This window comes from Saliphagus sp. GCM10025317 (assembly GCF_042663665.1).
GTDB lineage: Archaea > Halobacteriota > Halobacteria > Halobacteriales > Natrialbaceae > Natronosalvus.
Map to the genome: position 1 here is coordinate 1447323 of NZ_JBHTAQ010000007.1, position 25798 is coordinate 1473120.

General features: G+C 64.9%; 20 protein-coding genes and 2 pseudogenes. 10 read left to right on the plus strand and 12 right to left on the minus strand.

Going from position 1 to position 25798, the window contains the following annotated elements; genetic code table 11:
• Nucleotides 1-59 precede the first annotated feature (59 nt).
• The gene (locus ACFQS4_RS21800; RefSeq protein WP_500196552.1) at nt 60-2246 is read left to right on the plus strand and encodes a S8 family serine peptidase; all 2187 of its coding nucleotides are present in this window, start codon (nt 60-62) and stop codon (nt 2244-2246) included.
• Nucleotides 2247-2323: 77 nt separating this feature from the next.
• Here the strand turns inward: ACFQS4_RS21800 and ACFQS4_RS21805 are convergent, their stop codons facing one another.
• Nucleotides 2324-3439 (minus strand): Gfo/Idh/MocA family protein, encoded by a 1116-nt coding sequence (locus ACFQS4_RS21805; protein ID WP_500196554.1) that lies wholly within the window; start codon nt 3437-3439, stop codon nt 2324-2326.
• 155 nt (nt 3440-3594) lie between these two features.
• Here ACFQS4_RS21805 and ACFQS4_RS21810 point away from each other — a divergent pair, with 155 nt between their 5' ends.
• Complete coding sequence (locus tag ACFQS4_RS21810; protein WP_500196556.1) at nt 3595-4830, plus strand: trans-sulfuration enzyme family protein; 1236 nt, start codon at nt 3595-3597, stop codon at nt 4828-4830.
• Nucleotides 4831-4886: 56 nt separating this feature from the next.
• Here ACFQS4_RS21810 and ACFQS4_RS21815 read toward each other — a convergent pair whose 3' ends face one another.
• Nucleotides 4887-5972, minus strand: a complete 1086-nt coding sequence (locus tag ACFQS4_RS21815; protein WP_500196558.1) for a M48 family metalloprotease — start codon at nt 5970-5972, stop codon at nt 4887-4889.
• A 127-nt stretch (nt 5973-6099) separates the two neighbouring features.
• Here ACFQS4_RS21815 and ACFQS4_RS21820 point away from each other — a divergent pair, with 127 nt between their 5' ends.
• The 6 genes from ACFQS4_RS21820 to ACFQS4_RS21845 all read left to right on the plus strand — a co-directional run bounded on the left by ACFQS4_RS21820 (nt 6100) and on the right by ACFQS4_RS21845 (nt 12639).
• Nucleotides 6100-7236, plus strand: a complete 1137-nt coding sequence (locus tag ACFQS4_RS21820; RefSeq protein ID WP_500196560.1) for a DUF4129 domain-containing protein — start codon at nt 6100-6102, stop codon at nt 7234-7236.
• A complete protein-coding gene (locus ACFQS4_RS21825) occupies nt 7233-7895 on the plus strand; it encodes a DUF7269 family protein (protein ID WP_500196563.1) in 663 nt (220 codons plus the stop codon). Before ACFQS4_RS21820 ends, ACFQS4_RS21825 begins: the two co-directional genes overlap by 4 nt.
• Complete coding sequence (locus tag ACFQS4_RS21830; protein ID WP_500196565.1) at nt 7892-9538, plus strand: DUF58 domain-containing protein; 1647 nt, start codon at nt 7892-7894, stop codon at nt 9536-9538. The genes ACFQS4_RS21825 and ACFQS4_RS21830 overlap by 4 nt, the downstream gene beginning before the upstream one ends.
• Nucleotides 9535-11178, plus strand: coding sequence for a DUF7519 family protein (locus ACFQS4_RS21835; protein ID WP_500196567.1), 1644 nt, complete (start codon nt 9535-9537; stop codon nt 11176-11178). The genes ACFQS4_RS21830 and ACFQS4_RS21835 overlap by 4 nt, the downstream gene beginning before the upstream one ends.
• A gap of 222 nt (nt 11179-11400) precedes the next feature.
• Nucleotides 11401-11991: a 50S ribosomal protein L15e gene (locus ACFQS4_RS21840; RefSeq protein ID WP_500191642.1), complete on the plus strand. Its 591-nt coding sequence runs from the start codon at nt 11401-11403 to the stop codon at nt 11989-11991.
• Nucleotides 11992-12204: 213 nt separating this feature from the next.
• Nucleotides 12205-12639, plus strand: a complete 435-nt coding sequence (locus ACFQS4_RS21845) for a universal stress protein (RefSeq protein WP_254157156.1) — start codon at nt 12205-12207, stop codon at nt 12637-12639.
• Between the two features lie 58 nt (nt 12640-12697).
• Here the strand turns inward: ACFQS4_RS21845 and ACFQS4_RS21850 are convergent.
• From ACFQS4_RS21850 to ACFQS4_RS21860, 3 genes and pseudogenes are all read right to left on the minus strand, one after another.
• Nucleotides 12698-13290: pseudogene (locus ACFQS4_RS21850) on the minus strand (NUDIX hydrolase).
• 12 nt (nt 13291-13302) lie between these two features.
• Complete coding sequence (locus ACFQS4_RS21855) at nt 13303-13953, minus strand: DUF7109 family protein (RefSeq protein ID WP_500191634.1); 651 nt, start codon at nt 13951-13953, stop codon at nt 13303-13305.
• A gap of 26 nt (nt 13954-13979) precedes the next feature.
• A pseudogene (locus ACFQS4_RS21860) lies at nt 13980-15118 on the minus strand (glycosyltransferase family protein).
• 230 nt (nt 15119-15348) lie between these two features.
• On the opposite strand from ACFQS4_RS21860, the gene ACFQS4_RS21865 reads away from it, so the two are divergent.
• Nucleotides 15349-15519 carry an HVO_0758 family zinc finger protein gene (locus tag ACFQS4_RS21865; RefSeq protein WP_253436567.1) on the plus strand — a complete coding sequence of 57 codons (171 nt, stop codon included), beginning with the start codon at nt 15349-15351 and terminating at the stop codon, nt 15517-15519.
• Here the strand turns inward: ACFQS4_RS21865 and ACFQS4_RS21870 are convergent.
• The 4 genes from ACFQS4_RS21870 to ACFQS4_RS21885 all read right to left on the minus strand — a co-directional run bounded on the left by ACFQS4_RS21870 (nt 15516) and on the right by ACFQS4_RS21885 (nt 19373).
• Entirely contained in the window at nt 15516-16628 is a 1113-nt protein-coding gene (locus ACFQS4_RS21870) for an aldo/keto reductase (RefSeq protein ID WP_500196570.1), read from the minus strand. The genes ACFQS4_RS21865 and ACFQS4_RS21870 overlap by 4 nt on opposite strands.
• Before the next feature lie 90 nt (nt 16629-16718).
• Complete coding sequence (locus ACFQS4_RS21875) at nt 16719-17864, minus strand: DHH family phosphoesterase (protein WP_500191666.1); 1146 nt, start codon at nt 17862-17864, stop codon at nt 16719-16721.
• Between the two features lie 137 nt (nt 17865-18001).
• Entirely contained in the window at nt 18002-18907 is a 906-nt protein-coding gene (locus ACFQS4_RS21880; RefSeq protein ID WP_500196572.1) for an SDR family oxidoreductase, read from the minus strand.
• 40 nt (nt 18908-18947) lie between these two features.
• A complete protein-coding gene (locus tag ACFQS4_RS21885; protein ID WP_500191625.1) occupies nt 18948-19373 on the minus strand; it encodes a DUF5791 family protein in 426 nt (141 codons plus the stop codon).
• Between the two features lie 325 nt (nt 19374-19698).
• Here ACFQS4_RS21885 and ACFQS4_RS21890 point away from each other — a divergent pair, with 325 nt between their 5' ends.
• Nucleotides 19699-20712 carry an outer membrane protein assembly factor BamB family protein gene (locus ACFQS4_RS21890; RefSeq protein ID WP_500191622.1) on the plus strand — a complete coding sequence of 338 codons (1014 nt, stop codon included), beginning with the start codon at nt 19699-19701 and terminating at the stop codon, nt 20710-20712.
• Between the two features lie 21 nt (nt 20713-20733).
• Here the strand turns inward: ACFQS4_RS21890 and ACFQS4_RS21895 are convergent, their stop codons facing one another.
• From ACFQS4_RS21895 to ACFQS4_RS21905, 3 genes are all read right to left on the minus strand, one after another.
• The gene (locus ACFQS4_RS21895; protein ID WP_500191618.1) at nt 20734-24024 is read right to left on the minus strand and encodes a DUF7286 family protein; all 3291 of its coding nucleotides are present in this window, start codon (nt 24022-24024) and stop codon (nt 20734-20736) included.
• Nucleotides 24012-25037 carry a DUF7284 family protein gene (locus tag ACFQS4_RS21900; protein ID WP_500196574.1) on the minus strand — a complete coding sequence of 342 codons (1026 nt, stop codon included), beginning with the start codon at nt 25035-25037 and terminating at the stop codon, nt 24012-24014. Before ACFQS4_RS21900 ends, ACFQS4_RS21895 begins: the two co-directional genes overlap by 13 nt.
• Nucleotides 25038-25171: 134 nt before the next feature.
• Nucleotides 25172-25732 carry a DUF7285 family protein gene (locus ACFQS4_RS21905; protein WP_500191615.1) on the minus strand — a complete coding sequence of 187 codons (561 nt, stop codon included), beginning with the start codon at nt 25730-25732 and terminating at the stop codon, nt 25172-25174.
• Between the last annotated feature and the right edge of the window lie 66 nt (nt 25733-25798).

Below are 25798 nucleotides of genomic sequence, written 5' to 3' on the forward strand. Positions count from 1 at the left end.
GCCCGAACGATGGCTCGAGTCTCGAAGCGGACCACTACCGATACGAATCTACTTCCACGATGTCAGAGGACACGTCACGACACGTAAACCGACGCACAGTACTCAGGACCGCCGGCGCCACCGGCGCGGCCTCGTTACTCCCGTTCTCGGGAACCGCGGCAGCCGACACGGACACGTCGGTGCTCGACGGCCTGCTCGACACCGCGAGCGACGCGCTCCAGGAGGTGATCGTGGTCTTCGACGACGCCGAATCGGTCGGCCTCCTCGGAGACCTCGACCTGCAGGCGGGCCTCGTCGAGTACGAGGTGCTCCCGATGGCCTACACCGCCCTGACCGGCGACCAACTCACCACCGTCACCGACTGGGACGCGGTTCGGCGGGTCAGCAAGGCCGTCGAACTCGAGTTCTACAACGACGACTCCCGCGAGGCGACGGGCGCTGACGTGGTCCAGTCTGATTTCGGCTACGACGGCTCGTCGGTCGATACCGTCGTCATCGACTCGGGCTTTTCCGGCCCACACCCGGACTTCGACGGGCGACTCGAGTCGAACTGGCAGTGGGTCGATGATCCGCTGGGCGATCCCGACCCGGACTGGATCGACCTCGGTGCCGGCGCGGACACCGACGACCTGGGACACGGCACCCACTGCGCTGGCACCGTCGCCGGCGACGGCTCGGCGAGCGACGGGCAGTACCGCGGGATGGCCCCCGGGGCCCGCGTGTCGGTGTACTCGACCAACGAAGCCGTCTACCTGCCGTTCGTCGTCGGTGCGTGGGATCACATGCTGGCCCGGGCAGACGACCCCGACGACGACTTCGACCCCGACGTAGTGTCGAACTCCTACGGCGTCGCTCGCGACGTGCGGTACAACCCGAACGACCCCGTCAACGTCGCCTCCTGGGAGGCGTTCCGGCGCGGGATCGTCTCCGTGTTCGCGGCGGGAAACGACGGGCCCGATTCGGACACCCTCTCGCGGTTCGCCAAGGCCCCGCACGTCCTCGGCGTGGCGGCCACCCGCGACGACGCGCACGTGACGGACTTCTCCTCGCGCGGACGAACGCCGGACGAGGATCGCGAGACGAACTACGACCGCCGGACGGCCCTGCGAAACCTCGAGAAGTTCCACGCCGCGATGACTCGTGGGCAGTACGTCGTCGACACCGAGTCGTGGGCGGGCGAACTCGGCCCTACGGGTACCGGCAGCGACTACTACGAGTGGGTCGCGCCGAACAACGCGGACGTCCTCGAACTCGACCTCTCGTTGACGCCGGACGGCGAACAGATCACGCTCACCGTCCACCGGGATTCGAAAGACGGCGAGGAGGTCGCCAAACTCGGCGAAGAGCCGGTCTACCAGCACCAGACGCTGACGACGGACGTTGAGGGTGGCGAGACCTACTGGATCGAGGTCGAACCCGCGACCAACGTCCTGGTCACCTACGAAATCGCCCTCGAGGCGTTCGAGCAGCTCGGCGAACCGTTTCGGTACCGGCCGGTCGGGCTCTATCGCCCCGGCGTCGCGACCCCGGGCAACGCCGTGATGAGTACGGTCGGCCCAACCGACGCGCTGGACGCGCTCGAGCCGGACGAGGAACTCTACTACTCGCCGATGACTGGTACGAGCATGGCCTGCCCGGCCGCGGCTGGCATCTGTGCCCTGGTGATCGACGCCGCGCGCAAGAACGGCCACGACTGGTCTCCCGCGGACGTCATCTACACGGTCGAAGCTCAGGCCCGCGACGCCCACACCGCCTACACGCCGTGGAACGCCGGTGCCGGCTTCGTCGACGCGCCGTCGGCCGTTCGGCGAGCGGCAGCCGGCGACTTCGCGAAGCACAACGAGGTCGACCTGGTCGACCCCGACACGCCCGAGACGCTCGAGGTGGCGGGCGGTCGCGAGGACGACGGGTCGACGTTCACCGCGGGCCAGACCAATCGCGTCGACGTGACCGTCGAGTCGGTCTCACACGAAGCAATGGTGCGGGACGTCGTCCCCGTCGAGTGGTCGGTCGACGACGCCTACGGCGACGTGGAGCGAGTCGAGGAGGACGGCGACGTGCAGTACGTCTACTTCGGGACCGCGGTTCCGGGTGAGACGGCCACGTTCACCTACTTCGCGGAGGCACCTGAAGAGACGGGGACGTACACGTTCGGCCCAGGTGAGGCGAACGCAGCCAAAACGGACGACGACTGGGTGGCGTTCGGCGATGCCGACGACAACACCGTCCTCGGCGTGGAAACCTGAGGCGGCCCCTTTCCGTTTCGGTTCGAGGTTCGACTCGAGCGGCATCTTTCAGGAAACAGTTCCGCGACGCTTCCCGGCTACTCGAGGCCCACCCACTCGCCACGCTCGTCGCTTCGCTCGACGGCGTCGAGGACCCGCTGGGCAGCCAGTCCGTCCTCGAAGCTCGGTTCGTACGCCTCGCCCGCGTCGACGGCCGAGAGGAACTCGTAATTCTCGTGGACGAAGGTGTGCTCCCAGCCGATGACGTGCCCCGGGGGCCACCAGTGATCGACGTAGGGGTCGTCCTCGTCGGTGACCAGCACGGTCTCGTAGCCACGGTTGCCCTCGCGCAGGACCTCGAGTTCGTTCAGCCGCTCGAGGGAGAACTTCAAACTGCCCTTCGAGCCGTGAACCTCGATCGTGTGGTCGTTCTTGTGCCCCGTGGCGAACCGCGAGGCCTCGAGCGTGCCCATCGTCCCGTTTTCGAACTCGACTTGCGCGGAGTAGGCGTCGTCGACGGTGACCGGCCGCGTCTCCCCGTCCCCGGTGGGCCGTTCGTCGACGAACGTTCGGAGGTGTCCGCTGACGCGTTCGATCTCGCCTGCGAGGTCGTCGCTCTCGACGAGGAATCGCAGGAGATCGACCGTGTGCGAACCCAGGTCGCCGAGCGCGCCGGATCCGGCCAGTTCCTCGTCGTTTCGCCAGGACCACTCGGCTTCGGGGTCGACCAGCCAGTCCTGGAGGTAGCGCCCGCGGACGTGGTGGATCTCCCCCAGTTCGCCCGCCTCGAGCAGGTTCTTCGCGTACTGAATCGCCGGCACGAACCGGTAGTTGAACGCGGCGCCGGCGGGGACCCCGGCCTCGCGAGCGGCCGCGGCCATCTCCTCGGCGGTCTCGAGCGTCGGGGCGAGCGGCTTCTCACAGAAGACGGGGGTGCCAGCCTCGAGGGCAGCGATGGTTGGTTCGGCGTGGACATGGTTCGGCCCGAGGTTGTAGAAGACGTCGACCTCGTCGACGATGTCGGCCCAGTCGGTGGCCGTCGACGCGAAGCCCAGGCGGTCGGCGGCGCCCGCGAGGGCGTCCTCGTCCCGGCCGATCAGCACCTGTCGCTCGACGTCCGGCGCGTCGGGGAAGAACATCGGGAGCCGTGCGAACGCGTTCGCGTGTGCCCTACCCATGAATCGATACCCAAGTACGCCGACGGAGAGACTCATGGCCGTATATTCATTCGCACGGTAGTTATTGGTTTGCGTCTCGGCTCGATTCTTCCTGCCTTCGGGTGAAAGATAGCTACCGATAATACGAGAGCGAGGCAAATATTACTGGTAGATGGAAAGTTATTACCGGCAATCCATCGTGGACGTCGAGTATGGAACAGGAAGATCGCGCTGCGTTCGAGACCCGGGCCGTCACCACCGGCGAGGAGCCGTTCCACGTCGGGAGCGAGGCGGGCGACGTCACTACCCCCATCCACCTCTCCTCGACGTTCGCCCTCCCCGGACTCGACACCGACCTCAGCCTCGAGGACGTCGACCCCGACCGCGGCGAGTTCCTCTACTCTCGACTTTCGAACCCAACGCGACACGCCCTCGAGAAACGCCTGGCGAGCCTCGAGGGTGGTGAGCACGCGATGGCCTTCTCATCGGGTACTGCCGCAATCTTCACGACCCTGCTCTCGAGCGTCGAACCCGGCGATCACCTCGTCGCCGGCGACGACCTCTACGCCGGTACCCGACGGATGCTCGAGTTGGTGTTTCGCGACCGCCTCGACGTGGACGTGACGTTCGTCAACGGGAGCGACGCGGCGGCCGTCGAGGCCGCTGTCACCGACGAGACGGTCGTGATCTGGATGGAGACGCCGACGAACCCCCGGATGAGCCTGTGTGACGTGGCCGCGATCGCAGAAATTGCCGAGAGCTACGACGCTCTTCTGGGCGTGGACAACACCTTCGCCAGTTCCTACTTCCAGCGCCCCCTCGAGTTGGGCGCCGACGTCGTCGCGCACAGTACGACGAAGTACCTGAACGGTCACTCTGACTCGATCGGCGGCGCCGTCGTCACGAGTGACGACGACCTCGCGAATGAGATCAGGTTCCAGCAGCAGGTCGGCGTCGGCGACATGCTCGCGCCCTTCGACAGCTACCTCGTCCTCCGAGGGCTCAAGACGCTCCCGATGCGCATGCGCCAGCACGAGGCGAACGCGATGGCCGTCGCCGAGTTCCTCGAGGGCCACGACGCCGTCACCGACGTCTACTATCCTGGCCTCGAGTCCCACCCCCAGCACGACCTCGCCACTCGACAGATGGAGGGCTACGGCGGCATCCTCTCGTTCGAACTCGACGGCGAACTCGAGGACGCCAAACGGTTCCTCGAGGCGCTCGAGGAGTTCACCCTCGCGGTCAGCGTCGGCGGCGTCGAGAGCCTGATCGAACTTCCGGCCGCAATGACCCACGAACCGGTCCCGCGGGAAGAGCGAGAAGCCGTCGGTATCACCGACACGCTGATTCGTGTGTCCGTCGGGGTCGAGTCGGTCGACGACCTGCTCGCGGACCTCGAGTCGGGGTTCGTGGCGCTCGATGCGCCGTCCGTGGCGGCCGACGACTGAGGCCGTTTTTTTGGTTCTGTCTCCGATACCGTCTGAGGTATTCCTGTCCCGGAATTTTACTCCACGTAAGGCGTGCGTTCTAGTTCAGCAGCCAGTTTTCGAAGCCGCGCGATACGCTCGGTCGTCGAGGGATGGGCGTAGGTGTCCACCTGGAGCGGGCCGCCACCGTCCGTCGCTCCCTCCCGTGACCGCTCGAACCCGTGCGGAAGCAAGCACATTCCCTCGAGACCGCGGTAGTGCCCGCCGGACGTCGCCTCCGCATCGGTCCGCGCGTCTTCCACGGGGGCGCTCGAGCCTCCGTCGAGGCGCTCGAGGACGCTCGCGAGCGTCGCCGGGTCGCCGGTGACGATGGCGCCGACCCGGTCGGCGACGAACTCCCGCTGACGCGAGAGGCTGCGGCTGAGGAAGACGACGGCGGTTGCTACGACGCCGAGAACGATCCCGCCGACGACGACGGTGACCGCCAGGGCCACGGCGAGTTGCAGGAGTCCGCTCAGGGTGAACACGGGCGCGTCGATGAACGACGACCCGAGGAGTGCCGCGACGAACAGGAGTCCACCGTAGACGTACGGACGGGTCCACCGCGGCAGGTGGTCCCCGAAGACGACGTGTTCGTCGGCGATCAACGCCGGGAGGAACGAGGCGAGGGTCATCACCGCCGCATCACGGTTTTTCAGGTGGGCGAGTTCGTGGGCGAGGACGGCGTCGAGTTCGGCGGGCTCGAGCGCCTCGAGGAGCCCCTCGCTGACGACGATGGTCCCCGAGCGGACGCCGCCGACGGCGAAGCTGTTTGCCACGTCGGTGTCGGCCACCGCAACCGTCGGTACGGCAACGTCTAGCTGGGCGGCGAGTCGCGTCACGCGGTCGGTCAGTTCCGGCCGCTCGTCGGGTCCCAGTACCGCGGCGTCGGCTTCCTCCAGCAACTCGAGGCGTGCGTACCGCAACTGGACGGCGAGTAGACACCCCAGACAGAGCGCTGCCGAGAGAAGGTATACGACGCCGCGAGAGAGCCCGACGCCGTCGAAGACGGGGACGAGCCAGGGCTCGAGCAGTGCGACGAAGACGAGGGCGAGCACCAGGTTGGCAAGGACGACGGCGCCGAGGGTCGTCGCCATTCGCCCGAGGAGTTCGCGAGAGACCATGCATCGGGTTGAACCTGTCGCTCGAAAATAGTTTCGTCGCGCAGACGTCGCGACCGTCAAACTGTCCGATCGACTACCGGTCACAGTGGCAACATTTTTACGGGTCGACCACGCACGAAGCGATAGTGTGGGATACGACCGCCACAACGCCGCCCTCGTCGTCTGTTGTGTCCTCGCGATCGTCGCCGCCGCCGCGTTCCTCCCCGCGGCCGGCTACGGCGACTACCCCGACCAGGACGCCGTGAGCGACGACCACTACCTCGACCTCGAGTCTGGACCCGAGACCGACGGCGAGAACGGCACCGACGACCGCGACAGCGAGCGGAGCGACGGACCCGACGCGAACGAGTCGACGCCCGACGAGGAGAGCGACGACCGGGCGAACGACTCGAGCGACGAGCCCGACGACTCGGCCGACGAGGCGTCGAACGAGACGGACGGCGAAAACGAAACCGCTGCCGACGAGAGCGGTGGCGCCGATACTGACGACGGCAGCGCCGGCGTCGGTTTCCTTCCGGCCGCCGGTCTGCTCCTCACCGGGTTGCTCGTCGTCCCGATTGGCCTGCTCTGGCGGGCAACGCACCCCTCTCGAGCCCCCGGCGTCGCGAACGCCGACGTGACGATTCCGGACGGTTTCCTCCCCCGATTGCAGTTTCGACTCAAGCGAATTCCCCAGGTGACGATGACAGCGACGATTGGACTCACCCGGGTGACGCCAGCGGTCGTCGACGGCGTCGTCGGAACCGGGCGAGCCATCGGATCCGGGATCGGGCTGGTCGGTCGGGGTCTCGGGCGCGGGCTCGGCTCCGTGCTCGTCTCGATTCCGGCCGGTTTGTCGGGGACACTGGGTTCGCTCGGCGGGCTCTCGCTCTCCGGCGGCGTCGCGTCGCTCTTCGGTGGATTCACCCGTCGCCGGGCGTCCAGCCGTTCCGGATCGAGAACGGCCACTCGAGGCAACGGCGACGAAGACGAGGACGAGGACGAAACTCGGGACGACCCCGGTCCGCAAACGATCGAGGATGCCTGGGCCGCGCTGACCGAACTCGTCTCCGTGCGGCGGGATCGATCGAAGACGCCGGGCGAATACGCCAGTGCGGCGGTCGACGCCGGCTTCCCCGAATCCGCCGTGTCGACGCTCACCGAGACGTTCCGACAGGTACGGTACGGAAACTACCCACCGACGGACGACCGTATTCGTCGGGCTCGAGCGGCCTACGACCGAATTGTCGCGACGGCTTCCCACGAGGACGGTGATCGGGAGTGAAGCGAACGCTCCTGCTCCTCGTCGGGGCGGGCGCCCTGCTGGCGACGCTCCTGGCGACGACCGAATCGATCCCCTCGGCGGTGGGCGCCATCGCCCGGGATGGGGTCATCCTCGTCGGCGGCGGCGTCGCTGCCCTGCTGGGGCTGGGCGTCCTGCATTCGGCCGCGGGCGAGACCGATACCGGACCGAACGAACGATTCGGGTGGGCGGACGAGCGCGTCGAGTCGAACGTCGAGCGGATCGGCGCCGACCTCGAGCGTGCGCTCGAGCGAGGGCCCCTCGACGAGCCCCGGGACCAGCGTGTGCTCCGGGTGCGGGCCCGAAACCGGACCCGGGTCGCCGTAACCGACGCGGTGATGACGACGCTGATGGCCGACGGCCACGGCGTGGACGAGGCACGAGAGCAGGTGCAGTCGGGGACGTGGACCGACGACGTGCGGGCGGCCGCCTACCTGTCTGGATCGGTGTCGGTGCCGGCGAAGATGCAACTGTTCGACTGGCTCGCCGGTCGCCGAGAACAGCGACAGCTCGAGGCGGCGCTGGCCGAGCTAGCGGCGTTGCGGGAGGTACCGATCGAGAATCACCTCGCGACGCGGTCGGATTCCGGAACCCGTCGATTCGACGCGTCTTCCCGATCCCGAGGGAGGGCGGACCCATGAGCGACGCGAACGCGCTTGATCTCGGCGGCGACGGGGGTCGCAAGGGCGGCTCCGAGACGGTTCTCGACCAGGAGACCGGCGCCGACTTCCGTTCGGAAACGGGATCGCGGGTCTCACAGACGGCGGCTTCGACGGATTCTGGTACCACCTCCGGTGAAGAGAGCGAATTATCACGATCCTCGAGTGATGGCAGGAGCGGAGACGAGAGCGCTGGCGGGAGCGGAGAGGAGACCGAGCGTACAGGCGCCCTCACAGACGACAAACGGTCCGTTCGAACGGCGGGGACCGTCGCCGACCAGCAGACTGACTCGAGCGACCGCTGGACGGTCGCGCTCGGAATCGCTCTGCTCGCTATCGGCACCGGCGTCCTGGCTCGCGACGCAACCATCTTCCTCTCGTCCGTCGTCGCCTTCACGTACGCGGCTTACGGCTATGCGACGACACCGCCGTCCTCGACGTTCGACGTCGAGCGTCGACTCGAGCCGTCAGCCCCCGTCCCCGGCGAGTCCGTTTCGGTCTCCGTCGAGGTGACCAACCGGGGGAGCGGCGCCGTTCCGGACGTTCGGGTGGCCGACGAGCCGCCGGTCGACCTGGCGGTCGAGGGGGAAACCCGGGCGATTGGCAGTCTGTCTCCGGGCGAATCGGTCGCGCTCGAGTACGTCGTCCGCCCTCGACGGGGCACGCACGTCTTCGGTGACGTCGTCGTCGAAACCCGGAACGTCAGCGGGAGCGAACGGCGGGTGACGCGGTACGAGTTCGGGAGCGATGACGATGACGATGACGATGGCGACAGTACCGGCGACGGCGAAGACGGCAGCAATAGCGATGACGAGGGAGCGGAAGCGAACGCGGACCGCCTGTCGTGGGACGACGCACTCGAGCGGCTCCCGCTCGCAGGCCAGACGATCCAGCACACCGGCCGAGTCGAGACCGACGTCGGGGGCGAAGGGCTCGAGTTTTACTCGCTTCGCCCCTTCCAGCCGAGCGACCCGATGCGTCGCGTCGACTGGAAGCGACTCGCCCGCACCGGCGAGTTGACGACCATCGAGTTCCGCGAGGAACGGGCCGCGTCGGTCGTCGTGGTCGTCGACGCACGAGACGACAACGCGGTCGTTCGCGAACCGGGCGAACTCGACGCCAGGGCGCTCTCGATCCGGGCGACCGAGTGGCTGTCGACCACCCTGTTGGCCGAGAACAACCGCGTCGGCGTCGCCCTCTACGGCGGTCGCGGCGATTACCTCCTCCCACGAACCGGTCGCGACCAGCTGGCTCGCGTTCGCCGGTTGCTCGACGGGGAGTGGTGCGGATCGTTCGGTCGCCCCTCGTGGCTCGCCCACGGCGATCGCGCAGTCGACCGGTTCTGCCGGCACCTGGCCGACGAGAAACAGCTCGTCTTCGTGACCCCGCTTCTCGACGACGACCCGGTCGCGTCTGCCCGGCGATTCCGCGCGTACGGCCACGAGGTGACGGTCGTCTGCCCTGCGGTGGCCGAACGGTCCGACGGCACGGCGGCACTCGAGCGCCTCGAGGCGGACCGTCGGCGGTCGACGCTTCGCAGCCACGGCGTTCGCGTCGTCGAGTGGCACCCCGACGAGTCGCTCCACGTCGCGGTCGACCGAGGCAAACGGCGGTGGTCCTCGTGAGTGCGGAGTGCACGAACGAATCCGCGGATCTCGGAACGGCCGCCACACTCCTGGCGGTGCTGACGACGGTCGGCGTCTGCTGGGGGGCTGGCGTCGAACTTCCGGGGACGGTGGCTGGCCTCGGCGCACTCGGAGTAGTTTGGGGCGTCGCGCTCGCCGCGTCGGATCGGCTCGGTCGACGGGCCGTCGGCAGCGTGCTCGTTACGGGAGGTCTGTTCGCGGTTTTCGTCGGGTTCAACGTGGCCGTCGTCGAGGGTGTCGTCGAGGCGCTCCTGGTCGCCGGGGCTTCCCTGGCGATCCTCGCCGTCGGCGCCGCCGGGGTCGACGCGACGACCGACTGGGCGTCGTTCGCCTGGCCGGTTCGCGATTCCACGGTGACGTCCCTGCCCGTCGTGGCCGGGACGCACCTGCTGGCGACTGGCACTGTCGGCACGCTGTTTTTCGCGACGGCGGTGATACTCGAGGCGTTGACGAGCAGTACCCACTCGAGTGTTCTCTCCGTCCTCGCGTTGCTCGCCGTGGCGGTGCTCCTGGCTTCGTGTGCAGGGACCGTCCTCGAACTGGCCTGTCCCGACCGGACGTCACCGCAGACGTTTCGGTCGGTGGTGGGCCGCGTCGCCGACCTACCAACGGGTGCGTACTACGTCCTCGTCGTCGCCGGCTTCGTTCTGGCGGCCCCGGAAACGGGTGACGCGATTGACTCGGTGCTGCGGGCGATGGGACCAGTCGGACGGTTCGTGCTAGCCGTCCTGTGGAGCGGCGGCCTCCACGTCGTTCTCCTGGCCGTGGCCTTCGGCGCAGTGGTGATCTGTCTCGGCTGGCTGGCCACACCGCCGCTTCGCGCCTGGTTCGGTTCGTACCCGCTTCGAACGGCTGCGTTCGCGACTGGCGGCGTGGTCGTCCCACCCGTGGCGTTCCTCGTCGCATCGGTCGTCCCGTCGATCGACCCGCTGTTGGCGATCTGGGCGGTGTTCGGTTCGCTGCTGGCCGTCGTCGTCGTCGAGCTGGGGATCGCGTCGCTCGCCTCGGGAGTTGACGAACCGCGGAACTGGCTTCGACGACTCGGCTGTGGCTCGATACTGGGCGTCGCGTTCGTCGGCTCGCACGCGGGAACGAACTCGCTCGGGGTATTCCTCGCCGTCGCCGCGGCGATCTCGGTCTGGGACCTCACCGAGCGAACCCAGAGGATACGAACGCACCTCGGGCCGTCGATCGACAGCCGGCAGACGGAACTCGTTCACGCGACGGCGACGGTCGTCGTCGGGGGCCTCGGCGTCGGCCTCGCCGCTCTCGCGATGTACGGCATCGGCGCCGTCAATCCTCCGAGTCAGCGCTGGCACGCCCTCGCTCCGGTGACGCTGGCGCTCCTCGCCGTACTCGCGCTCGCCGGTTCGATCGGCGTGAACGCCGACTGGGCCTCGACGTCGACACTCAGCGGCGTCGCTCGAGACGGCCTCCGGAGCCAGGTCGCCGCCGTGCTGGTCGTCACCGTGGTCGTGCTGGCCGCCGCGACCCTGGTCGACGCGGTCGACGCGCTACTGGCGGTCGCTCTGTTGATCGGCCTGCCGATTGCGGCACTATGGATCGTCGGTCGGCTCTCCCGCGGCGACTTCAAACAGCCACCGCCGGGCGGATATTGACGAACGAATTCGGTGCCTCGAGCGATCCCGTTCAGTCGAGTGCACTCGCGAACGGACGGTTCGAAGCGCTTATACCCGCCACGCTGATAGCACCAACCGACTCGTCGGTCCGCGGGCGACGGCGGGCACCTGTTCGGCTCGCGCCACAGGTTGGAATGTGGAAGCTACTCGCGTGTCGAACGCGAGATCGCTTCTGAACCGGGAAACGCCCGCAGACTACCAATGGCACGAAGCTTCTACTCCCACATCAAGGAGGCATGGAAGAACCCGGGCGACGGTAAGCTCGGCGAACTGCAGTGGCAACGAAAACAGAAGTGGCGCAAAGAAGGCGCCATCGAGCGCATCGAGCGCCCGACGCGACTGGACAAGGCGCGCGAACTCGGCTACAAAGCGAAGCAAGGCATCGTCGTGACGCGCGTCGCCGTCCGTAAAGGGAACGCGCGCAAGCAGCGACACAAGGCCGGGCGCCGGACGAAGCGCCAGGGCGTCAACCGCATCGGGCGCCGGAAAAACATCCAGCGCATCGGTGAAGAGCGCGTCTCCCGAAAGTACCCCAACCTCCGCGTCCTCGCCAGCTACTGGGTCGGTGAAGACGGCGGGCAGAAGTGGTTCGAAGTGATTCTCGTCGACCCGAACCACCCCGCCATCGAAAACGACGACGACCTCAACTGGATCTGTGCCGACACGCACAAGAACCGCGCCTTCCGCGGGCTGACCAACGCCGGCAAGTCCAACCGTGGTCTCTACAACCGCGGCAAGGGAACCGAGCAGGTCCGTCCATCGCTGAACAGCGGCAAACGCAGTTCCGAGTAATCGCGGACTCGGCCACTCGAGCACTCGTCCATTCGAGCACTCGAGACTCACTTTCTGTGAACGCGTTCTGCTCTTCTCGAGCAGCGGCGCCATTTTCGTGGCGCGGTCGACCGTGCAAGAGACTTCAGCCTGCCGAGAACGGGAGATGCTGGCCGTTCCATCCCGCCGGGAACGGTGGCCGATATTAACATACTGGAGCGTATACGTTCACCCATGCGAAACCGAATCCTGGTTCCAGTCGACGGCTCCGACCGTGCGGCAGACGCCCTCGAGTTCGCGTTCGAGGAGCACCCGGACGCGACCATCGTCGGCCTCCACGTCATCGACCCGGCCGACCTCTACGGGGCGCCGGGTCTCGAGGGCGGCGCGATGATCAACTACGAGGAGATCCACCGACAGAGCAAGGAACGTGGCGAAACACTGCTCGAGAACGTCGCCGAGAAGGCGGCCGACCGCGGCGTCGACTGCGAGACCGAACTCGTTGTCGGTCGCGTCGCGCACTCGATCATCGACTACGCCGAGGAGCACTCGGTCGATCAGATCGTCATCGGGAGCCACGGTCGACGGGGTGCGAGTCGCATCCTCCTGGGGAGCGTCGCGGAGACGGTCGCTCGTCGGTCGCCGGTCCCCGTGACGATCGTTCGGTGAGTCGGTCAATACAGATCTTCTGGTACATACCTACCTACCCACCTACCACGGCGGGTCGTCAGTACTGCGAGCGTTCGACCCGCTCGGGCGCCTCGAACGGCGTCGACAGCTCGAGCAACTGGACGAGAATGCGCCCGGTTGCCCCCCAGACGGTGTAGCCGTCGACGTGAAAGTAGTGGATGACGATGTCGCCGTAGTAGGGGTGGTCGCGTCTGTCGTACTCGTAGTTGTCCGGGTCGAGAAATCCTGAGAGCGGCAGGACGACGATTTCGGCCACCTCGCGCTCGTCCGGGTCGTACGAACGATCCGGAATCCGCCCGACGAACGGCGTGACGGCGTACTCCGTGACCGTTCGAATGTCGTCAGCTGGCCGACCACGTCGACCGCCGACGGCTCGAGACCGATCTCCTCGTCGGCCTCCCGGAGGGCGGTCTCGAGGATCGAGCCGTCGTGTGGCTCCCTGCCGCCGCCGGGAAAACTCATCTGGCCGGGGTGTTCTCCGAGGTGGTCGGCCCGGCGCGTAAAGAGCAGGTGGTCCTCGCCGTCGCGGTCGACCACGGGGGCGAGTACGGCGGCATCGTACGGCTGGTCGTCGATCTCGGTGGGCTGAAAGTCGGTGACCGCCTCGAGTGTGAGCCGTCGTGTCGTCATACGGATCCCTGGTCAGGCGTCCCCGAGCGCCTCGACGAGTCTTGTTCGTTCGGCCGTCAGGTCGAGCGGAGCCCACGCCTCGAGGTCGTAGCTCAGATCGATCAGGTCCTCGATGGCCGTTTCGTCCACGCTCTCGGTTTCGTTGTCGCCCCCGTCTACGTTCTCGGTTTCGTCGTTATCCTCGTCCACCTTCTCGCTACCGTCGTCACGCCCGCCCTCATCCTCGAGCACCGCCTCGACGTCCGCCAGAAACCGGTCTCGAGCGGCCTTCCCGACCGCGTCCTGGTCAGGGTCGCGCGGAGACACGTCGAGGATGTGCGGAAGGTCCTCCGCGTGCTCGGGGGTGCGAGGGAACGCGGTCGGACCGGGGACGAAGAGTGCGTCCTCGTCCCCATTGCCGTTGCCGTCGACGTCGACGTCGCTGTCCTCGGCACCTCCGTCGGTGGCGTGACCGTCACCACGGGGTTCGTATCGAACCAACGCGAACGCGTCCAGCGACGCCTCGATCGCTCCCGCTGCAGCGTCCTCGTCGACCGACTGCCCGTCCGCGCGGAACGCGACCTCCGAGAGGGCGCGCTCGAGTTCCGTCCGGGTGAGGCCGCCGAAGAGGTCGACGATCCCGGCGAGTTCGTCGCTCGTCCGCTGGTCGAGTCCGGTCCCCATAGCTCCTGCAACGAACGAAGCGGTGATTAGTCTTGCGTGGTCGACTCGAGCGAGGCGGCCGAAGGCGTCCACGGTGTCGCCGCCTGGGCGAGCGCGTCCGGATCGATGGGAGCCGCCGTCCAGGGCGGGAACCGTCGTTCCCCTCCGGGTGGGGTGAGCGACCTCGCGTAGCGCGTTACCTGCTCTCGTTCCCCGTCTCGATCGTACGAGAGGTCGTTGAATGCGGCGTCGGCCCCGTACTGGTCGATCAGACGGTCGGCGACCGCGCGGTAACGCGTCGCCAGGGTCTCGTAGTCGATGTCGACGTCGTTGGCCTCGAGTACGCGAAGAATAGAGGAGGCGACGTCCCGACTCATTCCCTCGAGGCCGGATTCGCCGTCGACGGTTCGGTGATCGTGTCGGTGGACGCCGAGGTCGACCTGCGCGGATCCCTCGAAGCCAGCGTGCTCGAACGCGTCGCCGAGAGTCGCCACCTCGAGTCCCCACGCCCGGGGCGGCCGGAGTCGGCTGGCGAGGTCGGCCGTCATCCCGAACTCGCCCGCCAGCGCATATCGAAACGCGGCGAGGTACTCGACGACGGGGTCGTCGTGCTCGGTGCGCAGCGCCTCGACGAGGGGCTCGTAGAGGAGCCGACAGAGCCGCCCGTAGAGTTGGCCGTCTTCGACGCGCGCGTAGTACCCCTTCGAGAAGTCGTAGCCCATCGCCAGCGGCTGGAGCAACCGGGCGACGTGGTCCGGCCGAAAGCTCGTGGCGTCGGCGTCGTGGACGACGACGTACTCTCCCTGGGAAATCGCTGGACCGAGCGCGAGCCACACGTCCCGACCCTTCCCTAGATCGCCGTCGAGTCCCTTCCTCGCCAGCAGATTCTCGACGGCGGGTGCGTTACACCACAGCACCTGGACCGGCAGGTCGAACGACTTGGCCCACTCGCGAAACGACTCGATCCGGTCGGGGTCGGCCCGTACCGGAACGATCACGCGTTCGGGGGCCGCCGAATCGACTCGAGCGCCGACAGGACGCCCGTCGCCGCGGGACGCTCCTGTTCCCGATCGGTCATCGGCACGACGACGACGGTCCGCTCGAGAACGGGCTCGAGGCCGTCGAATCCGACGGGGGCCTCCGTCAGTCGGTGGAGAGTGGCGACGCGCTCCTGCGTGTACTCCATCGATGAATCGTTCGGCTGGAGGGTAAAAACGGCGACGAATTCGGCGAAGCCCGCCTCGAGGCTGTTATTTCGACTATCTCAACTCTACGAACGGGACGACCAGCCCGTACGCGGCCCGAAACCCGGTGGCAACGCGCTTTGGCCCGTATCTACGCGGGGTCAGTGACATTCGAATCGAAATAGTTCCGAGACACCGGTCTTTTTCTTCTCCACCTTCGTAGGTGGTCAACATGAAATCTATCCGGAAGGCGCTCCGCGAAGGGGAACTCGAGAAAGACACCTACGAGCGAGTAACCTGCGCCGAGTGCGGGAAACCGCTGAAGACGGAGAACGACCCGGACACGATCACCACGATCCGGCGGTGTCCAGACTGCGAGCGGGAGTGGAAGGAGATTCGCTAGGCCTCGCCGGAATCGCTGTCGGGCCCGACGAAGAGGTCGTCGAACGTCGACGCGCCGAGCGGGTCGAATCGCCCGGTATCGACGTTCTCCTCGACGTGTTCGGGCCGACTCGTGCCGACCAGCGACGTCGTTACCCCTGGCGCCGACCGCGCGAAGTTGATCGCCCGCTGGACCGGCGAGTCCCCCTCGAGAACTGTCGCCACGTCTTCTGGAAGGTCGCTCGCGAGTTCACCCTGGGCGATGCTCGCGCTCGTGAACACGTTGAGCCCAGCTTCGGTGGCAAACTGGAGGACGCTCTGGGGCCCCTCCGGACCGGGCTGACTCGCGACCGTGAACGCGTCGGCCATCGCGACGTTGAACGGCAGCTGAATCGCTCGGAAGTGCGTGCCACCCGTGCCCGCTTCGCGCGCGGCGGCGCGGGCCCGTTCGACGATTTCGCCGATAGAGAGGTACGACGGGTGATCCTCCGGGACCCGGAACGCCTCCCAGGTCGCCACGCCGTAGTGTGAGAGGTCTCCCGCGGCGGCCCGCTCCTCGAGACGGACGAACGTCGCCTCGAGCTGGTCGTAGACGGCCTCTCGGGACCGTTCTCGCAACTGGGTCTCCGGGTTGTGCACGTAGTAGAGGTCGACGTGCGTGTCGAGGTTCTCGAGGGATCGATCCAGCTGGTCCTCGATGTAGTCGGGAGCGATGCAGTGGCTCCCCGCAACGAGGTCCTCGCGGTCGACGAGCCCGGGCTCCACGTACGTTTCCCTGACGTACTCGCCCGGGTTGTCCGGGCGCTCGCCGTCGAAAGGGACGAAGCCGCCCTTCGTCGCGACAAAAATCGCGTCGCGGTCGATATCCGTCCGCTCGAGGGCCCGCCCGACGACGCGTTCGCTCCGCTGGCACCGGTAGTTGATCGCGGTGTCGATCACATTGCACCCTCGCTCGAGCGCTCGCAGGATGGCGGCCTCGTAGTCCTCGTCGACGTCGTCCGTCGGTTCGCCGAGGTAGGTCCCGAGACCGATGCTCGAGAGTAGCCCGTCGCCGTAGCGCCTGAAGTAGGTTCGCCCGAACTCCTCGTAGTGGTCGTCGCGGTATTCCCACGTCGCCGGTCCGGTAGCCATGCTCATGTCTTGGACTGTCGACGGTAAAAGACCGACTCTCCCCCGGGCTCTCGAGTCGTTCGGGTCGGTGGGCTGGCAATAGCGACGGCGTCAGGAACGCTCGCCCGCCATCGCCGAGAAGACGCGTTTTTCGAACTCCGGTTTGCTCACGCCGTCGGAGGGACCGATGCCGTTCATGTGATCGACCGACACTTGGCCGCCGCCCATACGCGCGTGACCGCCCGCGTTCGCCATCGGGATGTCGCTGACGGCGTGGCGCAGCGCCTCTCCCATGTGAACGCGGTCATCTCGAGAGCGACCGGAGAGGTGAATCGTGCCGTCGTGTTCGCCGTAGACCACGACCGCCGTCACGCCCTCCAGGTGCATCAACTCGTCTGCGGCCTGGGGAATCGCGTCGACGTTACCGATCTCGCCGACGTCACAGATGGCGAACGATCCCTCGATGCGCTTCTTCTGGATCGCGTCGGCCTTGATCTGGAGCACGTCGTCGCTCACCTGCGGGTTCGCGATCCGGTCGAGTTTCTCCTCGTCGATGGCCCGAAAGAGAAACGACGCGGCCTGGAAATCGGCCGCCGAACACCCTTTCGTGAGGTGGTTCGTATCCGAGAGGATGCCGTAGAGCAGCCCCGTCGCCAGTTCCTCGGTCAAGTCCACGTCGCCACCACCGGAGTCCTCGCTATCGACCAGGTCGACGCCGATCTCCTCGAGGTACTCGACCAGGATCGTCGACGCGGCGCCGTACTCCGTTCGCACGTCGGTAAACGTCGTTCCTGTACCGTTTCCAGGGTGGTGATCGACGACGACGAGCGGTTCGACCATCTGGGCGCCGGTGAATCCTCTCGGCGTGTTGTGATCGACCAGCACGACCGTCTCTGAGTCGATGTCCGAGGCCGATTCGACGGTCTCGAGTTCGAGTTCGAGTACGGTTCGAAACGCTCGATTCTCCTGGTGGCGGATCTCGCCCGGATAGTAGAGCGTCGCGTCGGTGTCGACGCTCTCTGCGATCGCCGCAACGCCCATCGCCGAGGCCATCGCGTCCGGATCGGGGTTCGGATGCATCACGACCGCCACGTCGTCGTACTTCGTGAGGAGTCGTCGCAGCCGATTCCCCGGCGATCGGTTGAACCAGCGAAGAACCCACCAGCCACCGAGTGCGAGTGCCACGAGTCCGACGACCCCCAGCGAGAGGACGAGCGGGTCGATCACCCGTAACGACTCGATGGACTCGCTGACCATCCCGACGCCACCACTCGCACCATCGGCCACGGGATCGATTCGTGTGCCGCCCCGGGTTCCCATACCCCACACTCAAATTGAATGCCCATGAAGGTTCCCCTCGATTGTAACGCCCACAAACCGCCCGTAACAACCGTCTACGAGGGCGTATTACCCGGATACGCCGCTATCGCTGACTCGTATCCCTCCTGATAGGTTGGGTACTCGGGCTCGTATCCCAGTTCGTGCAATTTTGCGTTCGAACACCGCTTGCTCGTCAGGATTCGTCGCCGAGCCGCCGCCGAGAGCTCCCCGGCCTCGAGTCGCTCCGCTTTCGTTCGCTTTTCGGGCAGTTCGAGCCCACTCTGCTCGGCCAACCAGTCCGCGAACGCCCACTTCGACGCCGGTTCGTCGTCGACCACTTGCACTACTTCGCCGCGACCGAGGTCGTGCTCGAGGAGGTATCGAACCGCACCGGCGGCATCGTCTCGATGGACCATGTTCAGGTACCCCGCGGTGACCGGTCCTTCGAGATAGCGCTCCAGGCGATACCGGTCCGGTCCGTAGAGGCCGGCAAAGCGGGCGACCGTTCCCTCGAAGCCGTCCCCGTACTCGGGCGGCCCCTCGAGGGCGATTCGCTCGGCCGCCGCCAGGACCTCGGTCTTTTCGGTGGTTGGCTCGATCGGTGTCTCCTCGTCGACCCACTCGCCGTTGTGGTCGCCGTGAACGCCCGTCGAGGACGTGTAGACGAGGCGTGTCGGCTGGTGGTCTCGTTCGCCGAATACTCGGATCGCAGTTTCGAGCCCCTCGACGTACACCTCTCGAGCGGCCTCCGCACCTCGTCCACCGCTGCTTGCGGCGAAGACGATTGCATCGACGTCGGGGACATCCTCCAGCGCCGACGCGTCGGTCACGTCGGCCTGGACGCCCTCAAAATCGGCGTCCTCGATCGCTTCGATTCCAGCCGCAGACCGACGAACGCCGATCGTCTCGTGGCCTCGTTCCTCGAGCTGACGGCCCAGTTCCAGGCCCACGTACCCACAGCCGAGAATAGCGACGCGCATATCTGTACTCGGGAAGCCGAGTGCATAACGACTGCGCTCTTCACATACCGCGATCGACGATCGCGTACTGAATCGCGACGTACTCCTCGAACGTCATCGGGGCGCGGCGCTCGATCTTCTGTTGAATCTCCGTGGCGCCGAGACCGCCGTCGAGGTCGGCCGCAAGCGTATCCACGTCGACGACGGCCGTCGTCATCCCCAGTAGCAGGTGTTCACCCGCGAGTTCGACGATCGTCTCCGGGTCAGGTTCGCCATCCTGAAGCGACTGAATTTGGGCAGCCTCCTCGAGAGTCAGGTCCGGTTCCTCCCCGTCGCGGAGCGCCTCCAGTTTCGATCGGTCGACGTCGGTTTCGGTCTCGGCTTGCTCGAGGCCAGCGTGCTCGAGTGCCGATCGAAGGTCGTCGTCGTATTCGGTTCGAAGCGAGTCGCGAGTGTCCGGGACGGAAAGACGCTGCTCGTAGAACATACGTGGGGAAAGGTCGGTCAACACCAAGTCGGTTTTCATCGACGTGTTTCGGTTCGATATTCCTATATGAAGGTTATAAAATCAAGTCAATACATTATTATAGTTTTACTGCATCTGTCGGTCAATGCCTTCCCAGACGAGACGACGATGGCTCGCAACGTGCGTTGGTGCAAGCGTCACGAGCCTCGCCGGGTGTACCGATTTTGGCAGTTCCGATTCGCCGAAAACCGACTCGAACGACTCTCAATCCACTGGCTCGAGCGATGGCGGACTCGTCTCGGGATTATCCGGCGAGGAACCGACTATCTCAAGCGACGAGTGGCCGATGGCCGGTGTCGACATCCAGAATACGGGATATCATCCGACCGCAACTGGCCCGACGGACTCGGTTTCGGAGCGATGGCGACTCGAGACTGGTGGCCGGATTACGGGTGGAGCGGCAATTGCTGATGGGACGGTGTATATTGGAAGTTGGGATTCAACATTTTACGCGATTGATTTGCTCGAGGGAGGAGTCGAATGGTCAGTAGATCGAGGTGCGTCAATGTTTCCAGAGAGTGCTGCAGTAAATGGGGAAGAGATCTTTGCGGTTGATGGAACAGGTAACTTAATTGCATGGAATAGACAAACCAGCAAACGCGTCTGGGATACGTTCAGTGAAAACCTTGCTATATTGAGTAGCCCACGAGTATTTGGGGAGACAATTTTTGCAAATACAGACGACAATCTAGTTGTTGCGATAAATTCTGAATCAGGAGAAATTCTGTGGACATACGAAGTCGAAGGTCGAGGATCAGAAGTGATCGCTGTATCGAACGATACCTTGTACGCAGCGAGTATCCCTTCAGCAGTATATGCTATCGACATTAACACGAAGGAGTTAGTATGGAAAACAGATATTGACGAAAGGATTATGGGGTTGTCTGTTGGAGAAAACCATGTTTACGCCGGGGTCCGTCAAAGTCAATCCGTATACGCATTAGACTTAGAGACTGGTGATATTGAATGGCAATGTGATGTTCGCAATACAATTGTCACTCCAATTAGTTATCATAATGGTTTCGTCTTTGTCACCACTCGAGACGGTGTTGCATGTGTAGACGCAATTGCTGGGGAACTACAGTGGACCACTCAAACTGGTGGAGTTTGGGGGAACGTTTCCCTCTCAAACGAATTAGCATATACGGGATCAAAAGATGGCGTCTATGCATTCGACAGAACAACTGGTGATGAACGGTGGTACTTCGAGACCGATGGAGAAGTCGCGTCGGAACCAGCTTTTGTTGATGACACCCTTCTCGTCGGAACGAGAGAGGGAACGATCTATGCACTCGAGTAAGTGGACTTTCGAAGAACTCTCTTAGGAGCCACAGGCTACTGTCTCGCTGTTTTCGAGATGCCCAACATCGGGCCACGTTTCCGTACATTCAGTTCTAACCCCTGTACGATCACCAACTCCTTGTCCACCAGGTGGAACAACAATTACGACGACCGTGCTCCCTCGAAACGATATCGCCTTATTCGAACCTAGTCGCTTCTGGTTGCCACCGATATTTACTGAAACGTTCTTGTCCTCTCGAACATAGGTCGTTCCTCCAGTAACCAGCGGCGTTCCAGTATTGGCTGCGATTTCAAATCGAGCGTACTTTGCTGCCACATCCACGTCCCAGACGTTCGCCGTCGCAACCCAGTATCCCGGAACAGGTGTAATTGGAATGCCAGCAGGAACACGTTTCGGTGCATCGCCTGTCAACCATTTCTCTTCATCATTAATGACAATATCGCCCTCTTCGTTGATGATCTCTGCATTTTCTAACCGTTTCTCGATTACGTCATCAGTTATCTGGTCAATCTCTGCTCGTATTTCAGCGTCTATCTCTTCTAATCCAGATTGGAAAGAGATAGTCTCGTTCGCGATATTCTCAGTAATAATTGGGCGGGAAATCGCCTTAACCTTTGCTTCCCATGCAGTTTGTCGCCCATCAAAGTCGCTGGGGTAATCATCAGCCACTTCTTCTACAATTGCTTCGGAAATTGGTTTCGTAATATTCCCATTCCCGAAGTCGATAGCTGTTTTATCGATCGATCCATGCCCGTCGAGATATGATTCAATAGCTGATTCGATGTTAACACGTTTCCGTTCAAAATTTGGATCTTCACCTCCATCTAACTCCGAAGAGACACTGTCTGAGATATCGTAAGAGATACTTGAGAACCCGGTTCCAATTGCAGATTCAATCTGTGTTATTTCCCCCTCTAAATCAGCCCCTACCGCCTCTGCCAACTTCGCCGCCCGCAACGTCTCCCCCGCCGTCCGCATCGGCACCCGCTGCTCTTCCTCCCCGAGATCTAACCTCGGAATCTTCGACAGAATACCCGTCATTACCGAATCGTACGGAATCGAGAAGTAGTTCGCATTTCGCGTCGCCATCGGCGCAAATTCCGAATCGTTCCCGACAGCCGGCACCCGCTCGGCCGTCACGTTCTCCGTCACCAGATACGACGGCGACCCCGACACCCGGTAGGTCACTCCCTCAAGCAACGGAACCTCCTCGATCGGCTCCGGCTCCGGTTCTGACGTACTCATCGCCTCCTGCATGTACGCCGTCGCATCCGCTAATCCGGAGTTCGCCTCCTCGAGTTCGTCGTCCAGTTCGGCCATCACGTCGTCGTGCGTTTCGGCCACAGCCTCCAGGTCAGAGAGCAGGAGTTCGAAGTATGCGAGCCGAGCCTCGTACATCGCCTTTTCCGCCGGGTCGGCGTACGGACTTTGTCGGTCGAGGTAGTCATCCCGTTCGGCCTCGACCTCCGCGATCAAATCCTCGACGGGTCCGTCCTCGCCAGGTTCTTTGATCATGTCTGCACGTTCGAAGGTCACCTCGAGGCCCTCCAAGTCGGCCTGGATCGCAGTGATATCCTCGACCACGTCGGCCTCCAGGACCCCGTACTCGTAGTCGGCGTCGAGTCGTTTTCGCGTCGGGATTGCGAGGGAACGCTCGAGGTCGGCTCCGGAGTGAGCCTCGACGGCGGCGTCCGAAAGTAGCCGTTCGAAACCGGCTCCGGTGCGTGCGCCGACGAACGCGTTCGCAGCCTTGTCTGGGACGTCGCTGAAGTCGCTCGAGTAGACGCCGGTCCCACCGTATTTTCGCTGAATGCCGTACTCGGTATGGGCCTTGATCCTCGAGTCCGGGCTGTGATCGGCTTCGTACAGACGAACGCGCACGTCGAACGTACTCGTCGCAGTCGCGTTCGTCTCGATCCGTTCAGTCTCGTTCGTGCGGGTGTCGTTCCAGGTCGCGGTGCGTTCGTAGCCGTTGACGACGGTGGCGTCGTAGGTGTAATAGGCACTCGCCCGACCTGAATCGCGGACGGTGACGTCGGTTACCGTCGTGGTACGATACGTTCTCGGCGAGCGGTCCAGACGCTTCCAGTGTGCGCCTTCGTCGGGCGGGGCGGGTTCTGCTCGCGTATGCGTCTCGTCGATCGTGACACTCGAGGCGGCGTCGACGGTGTAGACCCGATCGAACGCTGCCGGAATCGAATGCTCGTTTTCCTCGTCGAACATGTATCGAAGCGGCATGTACGCACTCTCGCTGACCGCGATCGTCTGTTCTTCGTCCATCCCGGGTGCGTGACCGGAGAGGTCCTGCAGTGACGGCGCCTCGGGCGGATTGCCGCCGACTTGATCGCCGTAGACGTACTGGAGGGAATCACACACGTCCTGGCTGTCGATGCTCGGCGACTCGCCGTCGTTGTAGCCACCGTAGAGGTCGTCGCCGTCTTTGGCGGCGAGACAGAGCCAGGCCTGGCGTATGGCGTCGCCACCGTCGACGTCCTGGGTCCCGAAGACGCCGCGCTGGGTCGCGTAGGCGGCGCTGTTGGCCGTCACCTCGACGTGGCGATTGGCGATCACCTCCGAGACCGGCATCCCGGCGTACTGGGCGTAGCCGCGGGCCCACGCGAGCGGGTACAGTCGCCCACTGAATTGCCGACCGAAGCCCGATCCCTCGAGCGCACCGGTGTTGAGAGCGGTCTCGTAGGCGGCCGTCCGGCGCTGGAGTTCGAATAGTGGCGTCGGCACGGAGACCGTCACGGGTTCGACGCGGCTTGCGACCGTCTCGCCGTCGCGTTCGACGGTCGTTCGGACGCCGTCGATCGTCACCTCGAGTCGGCCGGCGTCGTTCGCCGAGACCGTCACCCGGTCCATCCCACGTTCGAGCGACTCGAGGTCGTTCGCTGGCGGGACAGAAACGGTCGTGGTCGTTCCGCGGACGTCCTGCCCGGCGCCCGCGAGGTTCCTCTGTACGTTCAAGTAAATTCGAAGGGCGAGGTAGTTCTCGAGAATCTCGCGGTCGCTACTGGCGTTGACGAGGTCCCCGTAGGAAGTGTTCGCGGGCTCGATAATCGGCTCGCTGGCGACCTGATCGGTCGCGTCCAAGGTCGCGTGTCGGATGGCCGTTTGCGTCGCCGCGGTCGTTCGGTCCATCGCGACAGCGGGATCGACGTCGGTTTCGGGGGTCGGTCGCGACTCGAGCGCGCCGACGAGGGTGATACTGCTGACGAGCAACAGCACACCGATGAGCGCGAACGGGACTCGCCCGCGGTCGTCGTCCGCGAGCGAGATGGTGGGCGTTCGGGTCACGTCTCCCACACCCGTACGACGATGGTGACGTCCTCGACCGCGACGGCCTCCGCGGCTTCTTCGGGGGTATCGAACCGCGCTTCCATGTCGGCAGCCATCGACCGAGCGAGGGCGTCGACGAGGTGTGCGTTCGCCGCCTGTGCGTCGCTATTGGACTGTTCGAGTGGGTCCTCGAGGTCGGCAGGGTCGATGCCGTCCAGGGCGGTCGCGAACCGTTCGTATCGATAGACGGTTCGGTCCCGGTCGAGACCCCCGCGCTCGAGTACGAGCGACGTCTGTTCCGGCGGGAAGTATCCCTCGACGATCGCCGTGGAAACGCTGGTTGCGATAGGGTGGTACGCCTCGACGTCTGGATTCTCGTCGCTCCCAGCCTTGTTCTCACCCTCGCCCCCGTCCTCGCTCTCGGTGTCGTCCTCGTCTCCGCCGAAATCGGCGGAGTCGAAGCGGTCGAAATTGAAGCCGCTAGGTACGGTCATCGAGACGCTACTCACGTCGGCCGTCGGCGATGGGGTCGGGCCGATGCGCGCTCGTCCCTCGAGCGGCGCCCCCTCGTAGGGCGTCCAGTGGGCCGCCACGGCGACGTCACCGTCGACGACCGCGAACTCGCTGGCGATCGGCCCCTCGATCGCCATCGCGAAGAGGCGACCCTCGTGCGTGAGCGGTTCGTCCTCGAGCGACACGTTCGCGAGTGCGGCGTCAGCGAGGATGCCGGCGGCCGGGCCGTGTGTCACGCGCGTGAGTTCGCTCCTGGTGTAGTCGTCCGGGTCGTCGTAAGCGTCCTCGGAGGCGCGCTCGAGGGCCGGTCCGAGCGTGTATTCGACGCTGACCGTCGTCGAGCCGAGCAGTTCGACCGCGTGGGTCGCCGTTTCGGGGGTGTGGCTGGTATCCTCGTCGCCTGCGAGATAGATTCCGAGAATGCCGACGGCGGCACTCATCAACACGAGACAGAGTGCGACGTCGAGGACTGTACTGACGGCTCGGTCGTCGCCGATGCAGTGCCTCCGGGCGCCGGTATCAGCCACGGCCGTCTCGATATTATCGGTCGTGGACGGCTCGGTATCGTCCGTGGACGACACGATTTCGGCCGTGGACGACTCGAAACCAGATACTGACGACAGGAGGTCAGGCACTGATGACAGGCGGCCGGATGCTGACGTCACGACTGGACCTCCACGTGGAGCGTGGCGCTCGACACTTTCCCCGAGGGCTCGAGGATGGCTATCGCACGGGTCGCGGTGTCGTCAGCACTCCCTCCGGGTGTCGGGGCGGATGAGGGCGGGCGGTTACCCGTTGCAGAGCCACGCTCGTACTGACCGTCGACGTACTTCGCCCAGCGGCGCGTTTCTGGCTGGCCATCCTCGAGCGCCAGTACCGTCACCGTCACGGTCCGGTCGCTGGGCAGTCGATCCGTCGGGACCTTTGCGACCGGGTCGTCCGGCCCGTTCGGATCATAGACACCGTCGGCAGCGATGGTCGCGTGCACGGCCTCGAGCGTGGGCTCTGCAACGGAGCGATCGCTGCTCGTCTGCCCCATTCCTGAGAGTGCTCCAGCGTACACGCCGAGTGCGAGACAGACCGTGGCGACGGCCACGAGTGCGGCGAGCGGTTCGGTTTGCCCGCGCCGGTTCGAACGGTCCATCGGTGGAACCGTACTCGAGTGAGGCGAGCCCTCGCAGTACCGTCGAACCACCCGGCGGGCGGTGGGAAACAGGAACATGGCCCCCTCTGGCCGCGCCATCGCATATAAACGTCAGACCGTGAAAATGATCCGGAACGTTCAACT